We start from the raw sequence: 15,492 nt of genomic DNA, 5'->3' as shown, positions 1-15,492 counted from the left end.
TCTCAACGTTTCTGTTTGGATAAAACGTTACGCCCGAGACGTTCAAGGGCCGCGCGCAAATCTTCATCATTTACATCACGCGACACTTTGTCTGCTTCGGCGACAACGTCAGGTGCAATCTCTGGTTTGGCTTGCTTCGGCTTGTGGTCGAAACTGGCCTGCCCCTCGGCAAATCCGGTCGGTGCGGTCTGGGTGATCCGGATACGGCTGATGGCGTTATAGCCATAGACCGCGTTGACCTTGCCGCGCAGCTGTTCCTTCTGCATTTCCAGCATCGGTGCCTGCGGGCCGGTGGTCAGCACGGTCAGAGTCGCACCGAAACCGCCCTTGCCATAGCCCACATTGACCGGGCGCGCGATCGCAGCTGTATCCTGGCCCACGATCTCGGCCCAGTGGGTCAAAAGGCGCGAAACGGCAAAGCCCCGGCTTTCGCCGGCGCGCCTGATCTGGTCGTTCAGCAAAGATGCGGTGCGTTTGAACCCGCGGGTCGAAGAACGTCTGCGTTGCATCTGGTTTCCAACTCCTACGCCGCTATTGTAATGGGCAGAACACCGGGTGCCAGCGAAACCTGACAGGGAGATTGATAAAACTTGCGTGACACCACTGAATTTTCCGTCAGTGCCGCTTTGTTGGACTGGTACGACCGCCACGCCCGCGAAATGCCATGGCGCATCGGCCCGGCAGATCGGTCCAACGGGGTTCAACCCGATCCCTATCGGGTCTGGTTATCCGAAGTGATGTTGCAGCAGACCACCGTGGCGGCGGTACGTGACTATTTCCTGCGCTTCACCACCCGCTGGCCCTCGGTTCAGGCGCTGGCCGCCGCACAGGATGAGCAGGTCATGGGCGAATGGGCCGGGCTTGGCTATTACGCCCGCGCCCGAAACCTGTTGAAATGCGCGCGTGTTGTGGCGCAGGACTATGACGGCGAGTTTCCCGACACTTTTGAGGCCCTGTTGAAACTCCCCGGCATTGGCCCCTATACCGCCGCTGCGATTTCTGCCATCGCCTTCGATCAGCCCGAAACAGTGCTGGACGGAAACGTCGAAAGGGTCATGGCCCGGTTTTATGACATTCATGACCCGCTGCCCGGCTCCAAACCTCTGCTGAAGGAAAAAGCGTCGGCTCTGACACCCTCCACACGCCCCGGCGACTACGCGCAGGCCGTCATGGACTTGGGGGCGACCATCTGCACGCCAAAATCTCCGGTCTGTGGTATCTGTCCCCTGCGCGACCCATGCCAAAGCCGAATGGCAGGCACCCAAGCCGATCTTCCCCGAAAAACACCGAAAAAGCCCAAGCCGACCCGCTATGGCCACGTTTACATCGCTCGCAGAACAGACGGGGCCATGGTGCTGGAACGTCGACCTGACAAGGGGCTGTTGGGTGGAATGCTGGGCTGGCCCGGTTCCGAGTGGAACGACGACCCGACCGAACAAGCGCCGTTCCCCGCAGAGTGGACAATGTTGCCGGGTGAAGTGCGCCATACGTTTACACATTTCCACCTGATTCTTGGGATTTGGACTGCCGAGATCGAAGATCATAGTATTCCTGACAATCTGACGGCGGTGGACAAGCACAGTTTCAAACCCAGCAACCTGCCAACGGTGATGCGCAAAGCTTATGATCTGTGGAGAGGACAATAAGACCGCTGTGCAAGTCTTCGCGTCACAGCTAGGCTATGCCCAAAAAGTCGGAGCAAGAAGATGATCGCAACAGGCACATTGTCCCGCTGGCACTCGGCATCCCCCTTCTGGATGTCTCTGTTGTTGATACCGATAATCTGGTTCTCGGCCTTTAACGGAGGATGGTCAGTTCTGCTCGTACCACTTGCGACGTGGTGGGCCTTTGCCGTGCTGGACCGGATCACCGGGCTTGACACACAAAACGCCGATCCGAATGCCTCGGACGATGCGCTGCGGTGGTACATTCTTCTGACCAAACTCTGGGCGCCCATTCAGTTCCTCACCCTGTTCGGCCTGATCTGGTACGCAACCCACAGCACTCACCTGTCGACGCTTGAAAAAATCGGCCTTTTCTTCGGCATGGGCGTCATTTCAGGCACGATCGGCATCACCTACAGCCACGAGCTGATGCATCAGAAAAGCCGAGGCGAGCGCTGGTTGGGGGATATACTGCTTGCCATGGTGCTCTATTCCCATTTCCGGTCCGAGCATCTGCTGGTTCATCACCGTCATGTGGGAACTCCGCGCGATCCGGTCACGGCGCGCTATAACGAAGGGTTTCACCGCTTCTATCCCCGCGTTCTGTGGCAATGCCTGGTTTCGGCCTTCAAAGCCGAGCGCGACAAACTGGCCCGCAAAGATCGTCCATGGACAGATCGCTCCAATCCATTCTGGCGATATTGGGCATTGCAAGGCGCAATGCTTACTCTCGCGGCCCTGATCGGCGGTTGGTCTGGTCTTGCCTTGTTCCTGTTGCAGGCGGGCGTCGCGATTTGGCAGCTTGAGCTGGTCAATTACGTAGAACATTACGGCCTGACCCGAAAACATCTGGGGGATGGGCGCTATGAACATGTTCTGCCCCGCCATTCATGGAATGCCTCGCAGAAGGCTTCAAACTGGTTGCTGATCAACCTTCAGCGCCACTCTGACCACCACTACAAACCGAACCGTCGGTTCCCGTTACTGCAACACCACGCACCGGAAGCAGCTCCGCAATTGCCCTATGGCTATCCCGTCATGACAGTGGCCGCGATGATCCCACCGGTGTGGCGGCGGGTTATGAACCCGCGCGTCCGGGAATGGCGGCGCCACTATTACCCCGAGATCACCGACTGGCACCCCTACAACAAATCCCTGAACCCAAGCCCCAAGGCGTGACCGCAGCGCGCATCAGCGCGCTGCCTGGCCCAACCATCAGCACCGCATCTTTGATGCTGTTCTGATGGGCGGGAGGGCCTCAGTCTTTCATCACCCAGATATCCATCGGGTCCTCAACCCCCCGCACCGATTGGTCTCGATGTGCGACGAAATCGGCCAGGGCATCCGTCGCCGAGGGGTTTTCCTCGGCAACCCGCGCCCGTACGGCATCACTGACAACGATACGCGCGTTGAAATCGCGTGTCAGCGCCTCAAGCTTGGCCGCCACATTGACCGCATCACCGATGACAGCAAATTCCAGCCGGTTTGCACCAATATCCCCCAAAACGACCGAGCCGTAATGCACGCCGATTCCCACATGAATTTCGGGCTCTCCGGCCCCGCGGCGATCCAGATTCCAGCGATCGATCACGCCCACCATCGCACGTGCGCAGCCCAATGCATTGCTTGCATCCAAGGGCGTAGGCACCGGGGTGCCAAAGGTCGCCATCAAGCCGTCGCCCAGATACTTGTCCAATGTGCCATGGTGACGGAACACCTCGGTTTCCATACGCGCATGGAATCCGCGCAACACCTCGATCACCTCATAGGGGTCGCGCCCGGCGGCGTATTTGGTGAAGCCCACAATGTCGATGAACAGAACCGCCACATCTTCTTTACGAATCTGTTTCAGCGGCTCGTCATTCTGGCTTAGCTCATCCACCACGTTGGGTGAGAAATAGCGCGACAGATTGGCCCTTTCCCGCTCCAACCCCGCGTTGCTCATCAAAAGCTGATTGAGACGCCGCATCGAGATGCCCAGAGTCACCGCCACCATAATGAAAACGATCACCTGCTGGATGCGTTGAGGGGCCATGAAACTGTTGGGATCCAGCAGCTCGGCGACATCCGGATAGCCCTGCAAGGCCTGAGCAACCTTTTCGCTGATCCCCGGAATGGGCGTTGCCACCCACCAGGCGACGATCCACCCCACCGTCCACATCATCGCCGTCCAGGACCCGATGGCAATCACCGTCCGCCAGGAATAGGCCAATGTCCCGGCCGCCAGAATGACGAAGAAATACTGGAAGTTGTCGAACCGGTATTGCATGGCCAGCGGCCGGACATCATCGCTGAACGGGTTGGGCACGATCATCCCAAGCGTCATGATCAACAGATCGACAAAGATCAACAGAAGCTCGACCCGTGATTGTCCAACGCGACCCGCGCGGCGGATCAGCCATCCATTGGCGCAGATCAGCAGCAGGATGAAGTGATACCAAAGCACCTCCCAGTGCGGATTCAGGAATATGAGCAGAAACGCGGTCAAAGCCATCGCCACCCAGCGCGCGCGCACGGCCAGTTCCAACCCTTCACGCTTGTGCCGCTCTAACGCAGCCTCGGTGTATTTATTGTCCAGATCGAACGTATCCGGTTGCGTGAAAAACAGGCTGCGGCGGGGCTGCGCGGTCGTCTCGGTCATGGCCGTGATCTTTCTTGCAGTGTCAGGGTCAGCCTCATGCAATCACTGTTGATGCCAAAACAAAAGACCCCGCCGTTGGATCGGCGGGGCAAGGCGTAGTGCCTTGTGTCAGGCCACAGGCACCGGCGGTGTTGGTGAAATCAATTGTGCAACTCGGCCCGGATCTGCTGGCGCAGCACGTCGATCGGAACCGTCTTGCCGTCACGCTTGAAGCACCAGTATGTCCAGCCGTTGCAGGACGGGGCGTTTTCCAGATGCGCGCCCACCTGATGGATCGAACCCTTGACGTTGTCGCCCACCAGCGTGCCATCGGCGCGCACCTTGGCCTTGTGGCGCTGGTTCATGGAATAGAGTTCTTCTCCCGGACGCAGCATCCCGCGTTCGACGAGTTGGCCGAAGGGTACGCGCGGCTCGGCGCGTTTGCTGGCGCTGACCTCCAACGCCTCGCGGTCGAACTTGCGTACCTTGGCAATGCGCTTCTCGGCTACCTTGCGATAACTTTCCTCGCGCTCGATCCCGATGAATTCACGGCCCAGCATCTTGGCAACGGCCCCAGTGGTCCCGGTCCCAAAGAACGGGTCTAAAATCACATCGCCCGGATTGGTCGAACCGATCAACACGCGGTGCAGCAGCGATTCCGGCTTTTGCGTCGGATGCGCCTTGTCGCCGTTTTCATCCTTCAGACGCTCATGCCCCGTACAGATCGGCAGCACCCAATCGCTGCGCATCTGGACGCCTTCGTTCAGGGCTTTCAGCGCCTCATAGTTGAACGTGTATTTCGCGCCCTCACGCTTGGACGCCCAGATCATCGTCTCATGCGCGTTGGTAAAGCGCTTGCCCCGGAAATTCGGCATCGGATTCGACTTGCGCCACACCACGTCGTTCAGAATCCAATATCCCGCATCCTGCAACGCCGATCCAACGCGGAATATATTGTGGTACGAGCCAATCACCCAGATCGCGCCATTGGGCTTGAGCAGACGATGCGCCGCCTTCAGCCATTCGCGGGTAAACTGATCATAGGCCCCAAAGCTGGAGAACTGATCCCAGTGATCATCAACCGCATCCACCTGAGAGTTATCCGGGCGGTGCAACTGACCTTTCAACTGCAGATTATAGGGCGGATCAGCGAAAATCAGGTCAACCGACGCCTCGGGCAGACTGTTCATCACATCGATGCAGTCCCCGGATAGAATCGTGTTTATTGGGAGCGCTTTTGCGCCCTTTTTGGTGGTCGTTGTCATATCACTGCCTCAAGTGTCCACGGCGCTTTTGCGCTCATTTGGTTGAGACAAGGATGAGTCAAAGACGATTCGCCGTCAATTTCTTTTTTGAATCAGCGACTTACAATTTACTCTTGATACAAGATATTGTGGACCGGCTTGAACGAACGTCTATGGTGTGGGGTCACCCCGAGATTTTGCAGCGCTTCCCTGTGTTGTTTTGACGGATAACCGGCGTTTGTCTCCCATCCATAACCCGGATGCTGTTGCGCCAAATCCACCATCACCTGATCACGCCAGTTTTTCGCAAGGATCGAAGCGGCCGCAATCGACACCGACCGGGCATCCCCCTTCACTACGGCCTGCGATGGGAGTGTCAGCCCGTGCGGAATCAAGTTGCCGTCGATCAACAGGAAATCCGGTGCTGGCGACAGCGCCTCAACCGCGCGCTCCATCGCCAGATGCGATGCCCTCAGGATGTTGATCTCGTCAATCTCGGTAACCGAGGCTTCGGCCACCGCAAATGCGGCACTGCTCCGAATCTCTGCGTCCAGTGCCGCCCGACGTTTAGCCGTCAGCTTCTTTGAATCATTCAACCCTTCGGGGATGTTCTGCGGATTCAGGATCACGGCGGCGGCCACAACCGGCCCGGCCAACGGTCCGCGCCCGACCTCATCCACACCTGCGATACGGATATGGCCCCGGTCCAGCAGCGCCTGCTCTAGTTCAAAATCTGGCTTTGTCATGCCTTTGGAAAACCGTGTTTCGTACGGCACCGCAAGGAAAAAGAGAGGGTGGCCCAAACCACCCTCTCTCACACGGCGCTTCTTTGGCGCCGCTCCTGCTCAACCGATGTTACTGGTAAACGACACGGTATCCTTTCTGGCGCAGGCATGCGGGTTCGTATGCCCGTTTGACCTTTTGACCATTCCAGAATCCGACCTTGCACTCTTGCGGCAGGCTATTGGCATGTTTGTAGTGTTTCTTAAGGCATTTCGGTCCAAGCAGCGGATGATCCTGTGAATAGCCGTTGTATGTGCGCAGGCAGCGCTGCGGCAGGTCGTACCGCGCCACACGCGGCGGCAGAGGGCGCACTGGCTGTGGAGTGTAAGGTGCCGGGGTATAGGTCTGATGGCGTGCCGCCCGATCCTTTTTCTTTTCCTTGTTGTAATAGTGAACTCCGGCCCCGATGATCGCGATGGCGGCCAACCCGCCAAGAATGTCCTTTGCATCCGCAGCCCGTGCCTGAGAGGCCGAGACACCGGTAATGGCAACAGCGGTCGCAATGATCAAAGCGATGAATTTCTTATGCATGATGCGTGTCCTTCTGATTGATTGGGCGACCGTGTGACAGACCGCGTCGTGATTGCACTGACACTGGGGTCGACCTGTCCAGACAAGCAATAACGGCCCATTGCTATCGGATATCAGACGCCGCAAACCCCTTAGGTTATTGAATATCGCGGCAACTCATGCGCAGGATGCGGCCTATGAAACAGATCCTCTCTTCTCTGACCTTTGCGGCCCTGATATCGCTTGGCTCTGCTGCGTCTGCGGCGGATTGCTATGCGGATTACAAGGCCAAGAAAGACAACCCACTGCGTCTACACTACGGGGTTATTCAGGTCTCGAACTGCGATAAGGGCCAGGCCCAGGCAGAAATCGCCCAGCGCCTGAGCGCGTCGGGCTGGACCCTGCTTGAAGTTCAATCCGTTTTCGGACCAGAAGGGTTAGATCAGAGGAAAGGCAATGCCGGACAATTCTATCTCCGTTTCTGATGCGCGCCGGTCTGGTGTCCGTCTGGTGGCGCTGGGTATCGCTGCCATTGTCGTCATTCTGATCACCGCCGCCGTTTTTCTGTTCTGGACCCTGCCCGACGCCAACGCGTTCAACGCGCGGGTCGAACGGCTGTTTGTCGAGGCCGATTTGACCTCGCAAACCGAAATCCGGTTGCTTGAGATTCTGGCCCAGTCCGGCACTGCCTTTGCCGACACCCTGTCCAGTTACCGGATGGTCATCTATGTGTTGCTGGTTTTTGCCAGCGCGATGATGATTTCAGCACTGGTGTTTCTGGTGATGCTGGTTCTGATGAATCGGCGCATGGCACAGATCGAGCGTACGGGCATTCAGGTGACCTCGCTGTTGATCAGCCGCGAGGAAAACACCGTGTACCTCAACAACATGGATTTCAAACTGACGCCCGCCGCTATGGAAACCCTGTCTGTTCTGGCGGAATCCCGACTGGATGACGAGGTTTTATCCGGTGCCCAGATCGAAGGTATGATTTCCGGCCGCGATGCTGCGGATTGCGACGAAGCCGCTGGAGCCACCCGTATCAAGCGGTTGCGCGATGCGCTTGGGAACCAGATGGTCAGCGAACTACTGGTCAAGAATATCGCCAAGAAAGGCTATATGCTGTCCATCGAAAAAGATGTGATTCAGATGGTCTGACCTCTGCGGTGACCTCCCGCGACGGGATTTTTCCCGTCGCAGCCCCTTGGAATGTCAGGCGCAAAACCCCATTCTAGACAAACCCCGGGCAAGGGAGGTCGCATATGAACGTCCACGCCGCACCAAAGATCAATGGATATGGAATCTCGGTTGAACCGCTGGATGGTAGGATTGCCATTTATCGGAACGATATACTCTTGGCAGAAAGCACCAACGCCAAGGTCATGTATGAAACGCGCCTGCCCCCCACGATCTATGTTCCGCGCGCAGATGTCTGTGTTGATCTGAGCGTAGAAACAGACCTGCAAACATTCTGCCCTTTCAAAGGCACCGCCACCTACCACGACATCAATCTGGGTTCCGAAAACCTGGCCAATTCCGTCTGGGCCTATGAAGAAGCCCTGCCTGAAAGCGCGGCCATCCAAGGCTGCATCGGGTTTGTGCCCAGTGCCTATACAAAAATCGATCTGGGCGACAACCGCCTTCGCGAACCTGATGACGGCAATATCAGCGGGCCGCTGATCGATTGGCTGATGCGTGGTGCCTCGACCGCGACAACGCCCGAAAGCTTTACCAAAGCTCTGGCTGAAAAGATGTTGGAACATGGTATCGCGATCCAGCGCCTGAGCATTTTGGCCTGGTCTCTGCACCCACTGATCGCGGGTAAGCACTATATCTGGGAAAAAGATGAAGACGAGATTCTGACCCGGGCGCCGACCTATGAAATCTATGATCACCCGGCGTTCATCAACAGCCCGTTGCGGCATGTATCGAACGGCTTGGGCGGCGTGCGTCAAAGGCTGAACGATGAGAACCCGCATAACAGCTTTCCGATCATGGAGGATTTACGGGCCAAGGGTGCGACTGACTATGTTGCGATGCCGTTGCCGTTTTCCGATGGACGGACCAACGTTCTGACCCTGACCTGCGATCACCCGGATGGGTTCACCACGGAAAATCTGGGGCTGGTCTTTGAATGCTCGTCTGTCATTGCCCGTTTCTACGAAGTGTTCATGCAGCGTGAAAACGCGCAGGTCTTGCTGGAGACTTATGTAGGCAAACGCACCGGCGCGCGCGTTTTGGGCGGTGAGATCAGGCGCGGGGATGGGGATGAAATCGACGCGGCGATCATGTTCTGCGATCTCCGCAATTCGACGAGCCTGGAAGAGAAGCTGGGTCGGAACGCCTATATCAATCTCCTGAACGAGTTCTTTGAAACAGTTTCGGGCATCGTCCATGACAATGACGGAGAAGTTCTGAAATTTATTGGTGACGCGGTTCTGGCCGTTTTCCCGGCAGCTGACGACAACGCCAGCACCGCCCGCATCAATGCCCAGCGCTCGGCGATCAAAATTGTTGAGACTTTGGGAGATCTCCGCAAAGCAGGCACCGACGCGCATTGCGACTGTTCGATTGGCGTTTCCTACGGGCGTGTCACCTACGGCAATGTGGGCTCACGCGAGCGCCTTGATTTTACAGTTATAGGTCAAGCTGCCAACGTCGCGGCACGTCTGGGTGAATTCGGGAAAACCAAAGGTCATCGGATTGTCGTTTCTGAAGACATTGAACCGGCCTGTTTCAACGCAGTGTCGCTAGGTGAAGTCAAGCTGCACAACGTGTCCCAACCGGTCAAATCATACGCTTTGCGAACCGCAGCAGATGAGATTCTGAACAGTTGACGCCTACCCTTCGCGGTGTCGGAAATGAATTTGGCGCGGCCAAATTCCTGCGACTGTGAACGGGTAACTTCGATCCGAGAATTCAATACTCATACCGCCCCAAGCAATATCAATGCAGTTTGCGCAGGCGTGATCGTATTCTGAAGCTGAGAAATCTGGCTTCTGGCCAAATAAGTATCGGTCAGCTTTTTGATAGAGTCCTGATCCGCAAACTGGGCCAAATCATTCGATCCGGTCAGTTGGAACAATCTGTCTTTGAACTCGACCAGTTGCTTGTCGATATCCAGTTGCGCAAAAGACGACGGCAGGCCAAGCGCGGTTTCCATCATGCTGCGCAATGGTGGCAATCCCATGAGATCGAACCATTTCGTATCTGCCGATGACTTTTTTTGCGCCAGATCCGCCAGTTCTCGCCGGGCAAAGAGCGAAATACGCATCGTCTCGTCCGACTTTCCAACCGCAATTTCAAACCGTGCAGATACATTGGCCTGAGCGATCTCTTCCATATTGGCGCGTTCAGTCGTTTTGCGAACAGCTCCGGGACCGAATCCGAAAGCATCCGAGAGCTCTCGATACCGTTTGTCCGCCAAACGATTGGACAACGCATCCCTGGCCTGTGTGCCATCCTCAAGGATTTTCCGAATGAAAAACCGGTTGTCCAAATCTCCTTCCAGACCAAACGCACCCAACGCGACCTGTAACAATCTGCGATCCGATACCAGTTGTTCGGCAGTTTCCACTTTTCCGATGTTTTCCAGAAAGTACTTCGTTTCCCTCTCATTCACCGTCGAGGAGGAAAAACTCTGGATCTGCGCGTCATAGGTGCGCTGCAAAAAGCGCCAACCTACAATCCCGCCGGCTGGAACAACAGGCTGGAAGGTCATCGCTGATAGGCCATCAGCCGCTCTTCCCGCGGCAGTAGCGAGCGGAGCGATTTGAGGCATTTGTAGTAATGCTCAGCCACCAGCGCATCCGTGGCCTCAGACAACACCCGGCGGCTGTCAGCATCGGTAAATACCTGACTCAGTTCTTCGACACGGCGCAACAATTGCTGACGCGCTTGCCCGGGCTCCATATCCCCCGACAAAACAAGCTGCGCGGCGTAACACACGCGCCGTACTGGTGTGTTCACTTCGTCGGGGTGAATCGCATCTCTCAGCCGCAGGACATTTGCCTGGGGTGTCATGATCGAAAAACGGCCGCGCCGATCTCCGTTTTCTATCACGACACCGTTGATCAGAACCCTCTCTTTCGGGGCGAGCTTCAAGACCAGACCGCTCATCAAGTTGTCCCCATCTGACGCAATCCACGCAGAACGGCCGTGTTGATTTCCACCAAAGGTTCAACCGTTGCTCCATCGCCCAAAACGCGGCTGGAGTGTTGTTCCGTGAATTCCGCAAGGTAGAAGATTCTGGCCCTTAAATCGCTCGGCAAAGCGTTATCGGAATCTGCGACACCGGTTGCCAGCACACCCCATAGCCGCCGGTTTTCGTGCACGGCCTGAACAAACGCTGAGAAATCGGTTGCCTTTCGGGCTGTTGCCGCTTTGAGACGCCGTGTGATCCTTGAAATCGCCTCGTATTCGGTGTCACGGGGCGTTCGTGTCGGCGCAGCGGTTTGGGCATAGGTTTGATGGGCTAGGGTTTGCGGTGTCACTTGAAATCCTTCCAAAAGGCCAACTTCAGGCAGTCAGAGAAGGGGCACGAAATCCGTGCCCCCACCAGTTTTTTGGTTTAGCGGAACAGCGACAGGATCGATTGCGGCGCCTGATTGGCGATCGACAGCGACTGTGTTGCCAATTGTTGCTGTACTTGCAGGGCCTGCAATCGTGCCGAGGTCTCTTCCATGTCCGCATCGACCAGCGAGCCGATACCCGATTTGAACGAGTCCGACAGGTTCGAGATGAACTCTTTCTGGGTTTCGATACGCCCCTGGGCGGACCCGAAAGCAGCCGACGCATCAATCGATGTATCGATCAGCGACTCGACTGCAGCCAGAGCAGCGGTCGCACCCGCTCCGGTCGACACATCAATACCGGCCAGAGCACCCAGTCCACCGGAACCCGCATTCACGAACTGGGCCGAGAACGAAATGTCAGCGCCTGTACTATTGGTGACCGCCAAGGTCCCGGCGGTACCTGAATCATAGTTTACGGTCAAACCTGTGATGCCAAGCTCTTCAATCTTCGATTTCAAACCCACGGCGACCAGATCACCGGTTGTTGTCGCGGCGGCATCCGCAGCAGAAACGGTGTACGACACTACCTTATCATTGATAGCTACGACTACCTTATCTCCTGCGGCAAAGGTGCCGCTTGATTCATCGGTGACCAAAGCTGTTGCAGCAGTCGCACTATTGGCAATAGTTGCACCCACGCGATCATTGCCGGTCGACGCGCCGGTCGATCCGTCAAAGACCTGCTTGGTAACGTAGCCGCCGGTCGACAGGTTTTGCCCGGAAACGGTGATGGACGATGCGGTCACGGCCCCGGTGTTGTCACGATCCAGCGACGCCAGGATCGAGGCAGAACCAGAAGAACCGTTAACCAGGTTCAGACCGTTGAACTGAGCTGCGCTGACAACAGATCCAATCTGATTTTTCAGCGCAGTTACGTCGTCGTTGATTTTGCCGCGATCAACATTGTCTTCCTGCGCCGCAACAATCTTGCTTTTCATCTGCGTCAGCAGATTGGTGACGGTTTCCGCGGCGTTGCGGGCGACGGCAACGGTCGATTCACCAAGCGCCAGACTGTCTTTGATTGCGTTGAAGCCTTTGACATCCGACTCCATCACTTTGGAAATCGCCCAAACCGCCGAGTTGTCCTTGGCCGTTGCGACATCCTTGCCGGTCGAGATTGCGTTCTGGGTCATCGCCAGGTTTTTGTTGACCGACTTGAGAGTTTGCAGCGCAACCATCGCGCCATTGTTTGTCAGAATGCTGGACATAGCTTTCATCCTTTTCCATTCGGGCCATTTTTGCCCAAGTTCACCCCGCAGAATCTGCAGGCTTTGGTGTCTTTCTGACCTTTGCGACGCGCCGCATGGCCGTTCGCGCCACCTGTTGTTTTCAGGTGCAGCACCACTTTTGAACCTGATCCCCTAACGGAGTGCTAAAACGCCCGAACCAGAAATTTCGGATTTGAATCAAACCTATACCTAAGCCCGTTTTTCCAGCTTCGCTGTGCTGCGCACCGTAAACTCACTGCGCTGCCCGTCTGCTCCATAAGTGCTGAATTCCTGCCGAACACGCCGCAGCTCGGCCATTCGGCTGGCCACGGCGCGGATACCTTCGGCTGCGCTGTTCAGCAGGGCCTGATTGCGCTCGGCTTTCTGCTGAACGCGAATCAACGCGTCGCTCTCCAGGACCTGAAGATCGTTGATCGCGCCGATCAGCTTTTCTTTTTCGAGCACCATGTTCGACAAACGATCCAGATCCCCCTGCACAAGCGCAGCACGTTCCAAATCCAGAACTTCTTCCAGAGATTTGATCAGCGTTGTATCGGCCTCAGACGTCATCGGTTCTCTCCATCAGTGACTTAAGCAGGATTTCGGACAAGCCAACACCGCCTGACCGCGCCAGTTGCTGCGCTTGGTGCTGCACAAGAAGCGAAGAAAACTGGTCTTCACCTGCCCCACCGCCAAAAGATTGACGCGTTTTGCCCAGCCCTGCGGACTTCAACATTTCGCCTAAAAACGCTGCTTCCAATTCAACGGCGGCCTCTTTCAGTCGGGTCTGGGTTGATGGCGATTGAGACGCCTGAGCAAGTGCCGAAACTTTCATAGCATTCTCCGAAATTTGCTTCGAACTTTCTCGATCAAAGGCGAAAGCGGTTAAAATAAACGTAACTTCCTGCGGGCAGTGTTCTGATCAACCACACGGAGCCGGAGCAAAATGCCCAACCCATTAACAATGGCGATCTCAGCGCCGAACACGACCGAAAAACCCGCCGCACCTGCAAGGGGCCCGGTTCAGAAAACGGGTTCCGAGAGCTTTGAGGATATCCTTGGGCAAGAGGGTGCTAGCCCAAACGCACCCGACGTTGAGGTGACCGACATTATTACAGAAAGCATCAACGCGACTTCTGAAGTTGAGATTGAGGTTGAGATTGAGGTTGAGGTTGAGGTTATGCCGATCACAACTTCCGGGGCACCGGCAACAACAGAACCCGCCGCAGCTGCCCGACAGTTGGGTCATTCACAAAACTCCGCTGAAATCGCCGAACTGCCAAACATCGATCAGGAAATTCCGGCGCAATCTCAGCCTACAACAGAAAAGCTGGCGGCTTTCGCGACAATGGAACAGCTGGAAAGTCCAGCGCAGACAGGGCTGGTGCAACGAAGCGACTCAACCCTTCCCGGTTCACCGCACCCGTTGGACAAGCATGTGCCGGGCGTCGCCCCACAACCCGTGCAACTGGCTCAGGTATCCGAGAATGGCCGCGTTCTTGATCAACTTGTCGAACCGAAAAGTGTGGCTACCGGGCCTGATGCCATTCTGGCCCTAAACACTGAAAAGGTACCGCCGCAACAAGTGGTCGCCTCAACGCCAGAAACGCCAACGCCGGGTCTTGCGCCTTCGGTTGCGCAACTTCAACTGATGGCAAACGCCACCGAAACCGAACCTGCGGCACTCAATCAAGAGGTTGAAGTCGTTCATGCGTCCAAGGAAGAACCCTTGCCGCAAACTACACGAGAGCCTGTTTCTCAGCTGAGCGGCCCGTCAAGTGCCGCCCGAGCTGAAATTGCGCGCGCGATCGCGGGTCAACTGGCGGCAACGATTCAGACACGGCCCGGATCAGGGGCAATGGAAATCGCACTGAACCCTGAGGAGCTTGGGCGTGTCTCCATCGTGCTGAACGGTCGCGATGACGGCCTGCACATGAGCATCGCGACCGAGCGCCCGGAAACTCTGGACCTTATGCGTCGTCATTTGTCGGTTCTTGCGGAAGAGTTTCAGAAACTGGGCTATGGGGATCTGAGTCTTGATCTGGGAACCTCTTGGAATTCAGGCGCGCAGGAACAAGGTGCAGACGGCACCGAACCCCATGCAGCCCTGCATTCAGATCCAGTTCAGAGCGAACAGATCGCTCAACCCACCCCCAACTCACAGATGCTGGCCGCAGGCGCGGGCATCGACATGAGGATTTGACCAATGATCACTCCCGTCAACGCCAAGCAAACCGCGACACCTCAGCAACCCGCCGCAGCATCGAAGAGTTCTGCGATCACATCGGATTTCGAGACATTCCTGAAGATGCTAACTGCGCAAGCACAAAACCAGGACCCATTGGAGCCGATGGATGCGACCGATTATGCCTCTCAGTTGGCCCAGTTTTCGATGGTCGAACAACAGGTTAAGTCCAATGACCTGTTGACAGCCCTGACCAAAACACTGGGCGGCGTCAATCTGAACGAACTTGCAAGCTGGGTTGGAATGGACGTTCGTTCAACCTCGGCCTTTCACTTCAAAGGTCAGCCGGTGAAGTTGTTCGCTCAGGCCGATCCAAAGGCGGATGCCGCGAAACTGGTGATCCGCGATAGTAAAGGTACGGTCATCGACAAGGTCACAGTTCCCACCACAAGCAAAGAGTTCGTCTGGGCGGGTGTGGATTCCTCGGGCAATCCACGGGCATCGGGGAACTACACCGCAAAACTGGAAAGCTACAAAGACGGTAAGCTGCTTTCTGAGAAACCCGTCGCCACCTATAATCGCGTCGTCGAGGCGCAGGTTGGCGATGACACCGTGTTATTGACTTTGCAGGGGGGGCAAGAGATTCCAGCAACTCAGGTTACTGCGGTCCGAACTGGTTCTTGATCTGTCGGGCGCGACGGGCC

At 56.4% G+C, this 15,492-nt stretch carries 18 protein-coding genes; 7 read left to right on the top strand and 11 right to left on the bottom strand.

Annotated elements, in window-relative coordinates; translation table 11 throughout:
* Positions 1 to 2 precede the first annotated feature (2 nt).
* Positions 3 to 509, bottom strand: a complete 507-nt coding sequence (locus ACR0LF_RS18740) for a DUF721 domain-containing protein (protein ID WP_480582077.1) — start codon at positions 507 to 509, stop codon at positions 3 to 5.
* An 81-nt stretch (positions 510 to 590) separates the two neighbouring features.
* Here ACR0LF_RS18740 and mutY point away from each other — a divergent pair, with 81 nt between their 5' ends.
* Both mutY and ACR0LF_RS18730 read left to right on the top strand, forming a co-directional pair.
* Positions 591 to 1,646, top strand: coding sequence for an A/G-specific adenine glycosylase (gene mutY / locus ACR0LF_RS18735; protein WP_480582080.1), 1,056 nt, complete (start codon positions 591 to 593; stop codon positions 1,644 to 1,646).
* Positions 1,647 to 1,706: 60 nt separating this feature from the next.
* Positions 1,707 to 2,843 (top strand): alkane 1-monooxygenase, encoded by a 1,137-nt coding sequence (locus ACR0LF_RS18730; RefSeq protein WP_480582082.1) that lies wholly within the window; start codon positions 1,707 to 1,709, stop codon positions 2,841 to 2,843.
* A gap of 79 nt (positions 2,844 to 2,922) precedes the next feature.
* Here ACR0LF_RS18730 and ACR0LF_RS18725 read toward each other — a convergent pair whose 3' ends face one another.
* The 4 genes from ACR0LF_RS18725 to ACR0LF_RS18710 form a co-directional block, all read right to left on the bottom strand.
* Positions 2,923 to 4,305 carry an adenylate/guanylate cyclase domain-containing protein gene (locus tag ACR0LF_RS18725; RefSeq protein WP_480582085.1) on the bottom strand — a complete coding sequence of 461 codons (1,383 nt, stop codon included), beginning with the start codon at positions 4,303 to 4,305 and terminating at the stop codon, positions 2,923 to 2,925.
* A 140-nt stretch (positions 4,306 to 4,445) separates the two neighbouring features.
* Positions 4,446 to 5,549, bottom strand: a complete 1,104-nt coding sequence (locus ACR0LF_RS18720; protein ID WP_480582088.1) for a DNA methyltransferase — start codon at positions 5,547 to 5,549, stop codon at positions 4,446 to 4,448.
* Positions 5,550 to 5,656: 107 nt separating this feature from the next.
* Positions 5,657 to 6,274: a ribonuclease HII gene (locus tag ACR0LF_RS18715; RefSeq protein ID WP_480582090.1), complete on the bottom strand. Its 618-nt coding sequence runs from the start codon at positions 6,272 to 6,274 to the stop codon at positions 5,657 to 5,659.
* A 109-nt stretch (positions 6,275 to 6,383) separates the two neighbouring features.
* Entirely contained in the window at positions 6,384 to 6,842 is a 459-nt protein-coding gene (locus ACR0LF_RS18710) for a hypothetical protein (RefSeq protein ID WP_480582093.1), read from the bottom strand.
* A gap of 176 nt (positions 6,843 to 7,018) precedes the next feature.
* Here ACR0LF_RS18710 and ACR0LF_RS18705 point away from each other — a divergent pair, with 176 nt between their 5' ends.
* The 3 genes from ACR0LF_RS18705 (at position 7,019) to ACR0LF_RS18695 (ending at position 9,658) form a co-directional block, all read left to right on the top strand.
* Positions 7,019 to 7,306, top strand: a complete 288-nt coding sequence (locus ACR0LF_RS18705; RefSeq protein ID WP_224858813.1) for a hypothetical protein — start codon at positions 7,019 to 7,021, stop codon at positions 7,304 to 7,306.
* A complete protein-coding gene (locus ACR0LF_RS18700) occupies positions 7,278 to 7,979 on the top strand; it encodes a winged helix-turn-helix domain-containing protein (RefSeq protein WP_480582097.1) in 702 nt (233 codons plus the stop codon). Before ACR0LF_RS18705 ends, ACR0LF_RS18700 begins: the two co-directional genes overlap by 29 nt.
* A 104-nt stretch (positions 7,980 to 8,083) precedes the next feature.
* Positions 8,084 to 9,658, top strand: coding sequence for a DUF427 domain-containing protein (locus ACR0LF_RS18695; RefSeq protein WP_480582100.1), 1,575 nt, complete (start codon positions 8,084 to 8,086; stop codon positions 9,656 to 9,658).
* A gap of 89 nt (positions 9,659 to 9,747) precedes the next feature.
* Here the strand turns inward: ACR0LF_RS18695 and ACR0LF_RS18690 are convergent, their stop codons facing one another.
* From ACR0LF_RS18690 to ACR0LF_RS18665, 6 genes are all read right to left on the bottom strand, one after another.
* Positions 9,748 to 10,542 (bottom strand): DUF1217 domain-containing protein, encoded by a 795-nt coding sequence (locus tag ACR0LF_RS18690; RefSeq protein ID WP_480582103.1) that lies wholly within the window; start codon positions 10,540 to 10,542, stop codon positions 9,748 to 9,750.
* Positions 10,539 to 10,940 carry a flagellar biosynthesis repressor FlbT gene (gene flbT / locus ACR0LF_RS18685; RefSeq protein ID WP_480582105.1) on the bottom strand — a complete coding sequence of 134 codons (402 nt, stop codon included), beginning with the start codon at positions 10,938 to 10,940 and terminating at the stop codon, positions 10,539 to 10,541. Before flbT ends, ACR0LF_RS18690 begins: the two co-directional genes overlap by 4 nt.
* A complete protein-coding gene (gene flaF / locus ACR0LF_RS18680; protein WP_480582106.1) occupies positions 10,940 to 11,314 on the bottom strand; it encodes a flagellar biosynthesis regulator FlaF in 375 nt (124 codons plus the stop codon). The genes flbT and flaF overlap by 1 nt, the downstream gene beginning before the upstream one ends.
* 77 nt (positions 11,315 to 11,391) lie before the next feature.
* Entirely contained in the window at positions 11,392 to 12,603 is a 1,212-nt protein-coding gene (locus ACR0LF_RS18675) for a flagellin N-terminal helical domain-containing protein (protein ID WP_480582108.1), read from the bottom strand.
* 210 nt (positions 12,604 to 12,813) lie between these two features.
* Positions 12,814 to 13,173 carry a flagellar biosynthesis protein FlgN gene (locus ACR0LF_RS18670; protein ID WP_480582110.1) on the bottom strand — a complete coding sequence of 120 codons (360 nt, stop codon included), beginning with the start codon at positions 13,171 to 13,173 and terminating at the stop codon, positions 12,814 to 12,816.
* Entirely contained in the window at positions 13,163 to 13,438 is a 276-nt protein-coding gene (locus ACR0LF_RS18665) for a rod-binding protein (RefSeq protein ID WP_480582112.1), read from the bottom strand. The genes ACR0LF_RS18670 and ACR0LF_RS18665 overlap by 11 nt, the downstream gene beginning before the upstream one ends.
* A 111-nt stretch (positions 13,439 to 13,549) precedes the next feature.
* On the opposite strand from ACR0LF_RS18665, the gene ACR0LF_RS18660 reads away from it, so the two are divergent.
* Together ACR0LF_RS18660 and ACR0LF_RS18655 are read left to right on the top strand one after the other, a co-directional pair.
* Complete coding sequence (locus tag ACR0LF_RS18660; protein ID WP_480582113.1) at positions 13,550 to 14,806, top strand: flagellar hook-length control protein FliK; 1,257 nt, start codon at positions 13,550 to 13,552, stop codon at positions 14,804 to 14,806.
* A gap of 3 nt (positions 14,807 to 14,809) precedes the next feature.
* Positions 14,810 to 15,472 (top strand): flagellar hook capping FlgD N-terminal domain-containing protein, encoded by a 663-nt coding sequence (locus ACR0LF_RS18655; protein WP_480582115.1) that lies wholly within the window; start codon positions 14,810 to 14,812, stop codon positions 15,470 to 15,472.
* Positions 15,473 to 15,492: the final 20 nt, after the last annotated feature.

Source organism: Ruegeria sp. E8 (genome assembly GCF_056533985.1).
Note: the sequence above shows the minus strand (reverse complement) of the source record. Positions and strands in the feature narration are given on the sequence as shown.

Excerpts from the sequence above, each read along its gene's own strand:
- ACR0LF_RS18665 (WP_480582112.1), bottom strand. The coding sequence starts at position 13,438 with ATGAAAGTTTCGGCACTTGCTCAGGCGTCTCAATCGCCATCAACCCAG.
- ACR0LF_RS18655 (WP_480582115.1), top strand. The coding sequence starts at position 14,810 with ATGATCACTCCCGTCAACGCCAAGCAAACCGCGACACCTCAGCAACCC.
- ACR0LF_RS18710 (WP_480582093.1), bottom strand. The coding sequence starts at position 6,842 with ATGCATAAGAAATTCATCGCTTTGATCATTGCGACCGCTGTTGCCATT.
- ACR0LF_RS18725 (WP_480582085.1), bottom strand. The coding sequence starts at position 4,305 with ATGACCGAGACGACCGCGCAGCCCCGCCGCAGCCTGTTTTTCACGCAA.
- ACR0LF_RS18730 (WP_480582082.1), top strand. The coding sequence starts at position 1,707 with ATGATCGCAACAGGCACATTGTCCCGCTGGCACTCGGCATCCCCCTTC.
- ACR0LF_RS18720 (WP_480582088.1), bottom strand. The coding sequence starts at position 5,549 with ATGACAACGACCACCAAAAAGGGCGCAAAAGCGCTCCCAATAAACACG.
- ACR0LF_RS18670 (WP_480582110.1), bottom strand. The coding sequence starts at position 13,173 with ATGACGTCTGAGGCCGATACAACGCTGATCAAATCTCTGGAAGAAGTT.
- flbT (WP_480582105.1), bottom strand. The coding sequence starts at position 10,940 with ATGAGCGGTCTGGTCTTGAAGCTCGCCCCGAAAGAGAGGGTTCTGATC.
- ACR0LF_RS18705 (WP_224858813.1), top strand. The coding sequence starts at position 7,019 with ATGAAACAGATCCTCTCTTCTCTGACCTTTGCGGCCCTGATATCGCTT.
- ACR0LF_RS18715 (WP_480582090.1), bottom strand. The coding sequence starts at position 6,274 with ATGACAAAGCCAGATTTTGAACTAGAGCAGGCGCTGCTGGACCGGGGC.
- ACR0LF_RS18675 (WP_480582108.1), bottom strand. The coding sequence starts at position 12,603 with ATGTCCAGCATTCTGACAAACAATGGCGCGATGGTTGCGCTGCAAACT.
- ACR0LF_RS18700 (WP_480582097.1), top strand. The coding sequence starts at position 7,278 with ATGCCGGACAATTCTATCTCCGTTTCTGATGCGCGCCGGTCTGGTGTC.
- ACR0LF_RS18690 (WP_480582103.1), bottom strand. The coding sequence starts at position 10,542 with ATGACCTTCCAGCCTGTTGTTCCAGCCGGCGGGATTGTAGGTTGGCGC.
- ACR0LF_RS18660 (WP_480582113.1), top strand. The coding sequence starts at position 13,550 with ATGCCCAACCCATTAACAATGGCGATCTCAGCGCCGAACACGACCGAA.
- ACR0LF_RS18740 (WP_480582077.1), bottom strand. The coding sequence starts at position 509 with ATGCAACGCAGACGTTCTTCGACCCGCGGGTTCAAACGCACCGCATCT.
- ACR0LF_RS18695 (WP_480582100.1), top strand. The coding sequence starts at position 8,084 with ATGAACGTCCACGCCGCACCAAAGATCAATGGATATGGAATCTCGGTT.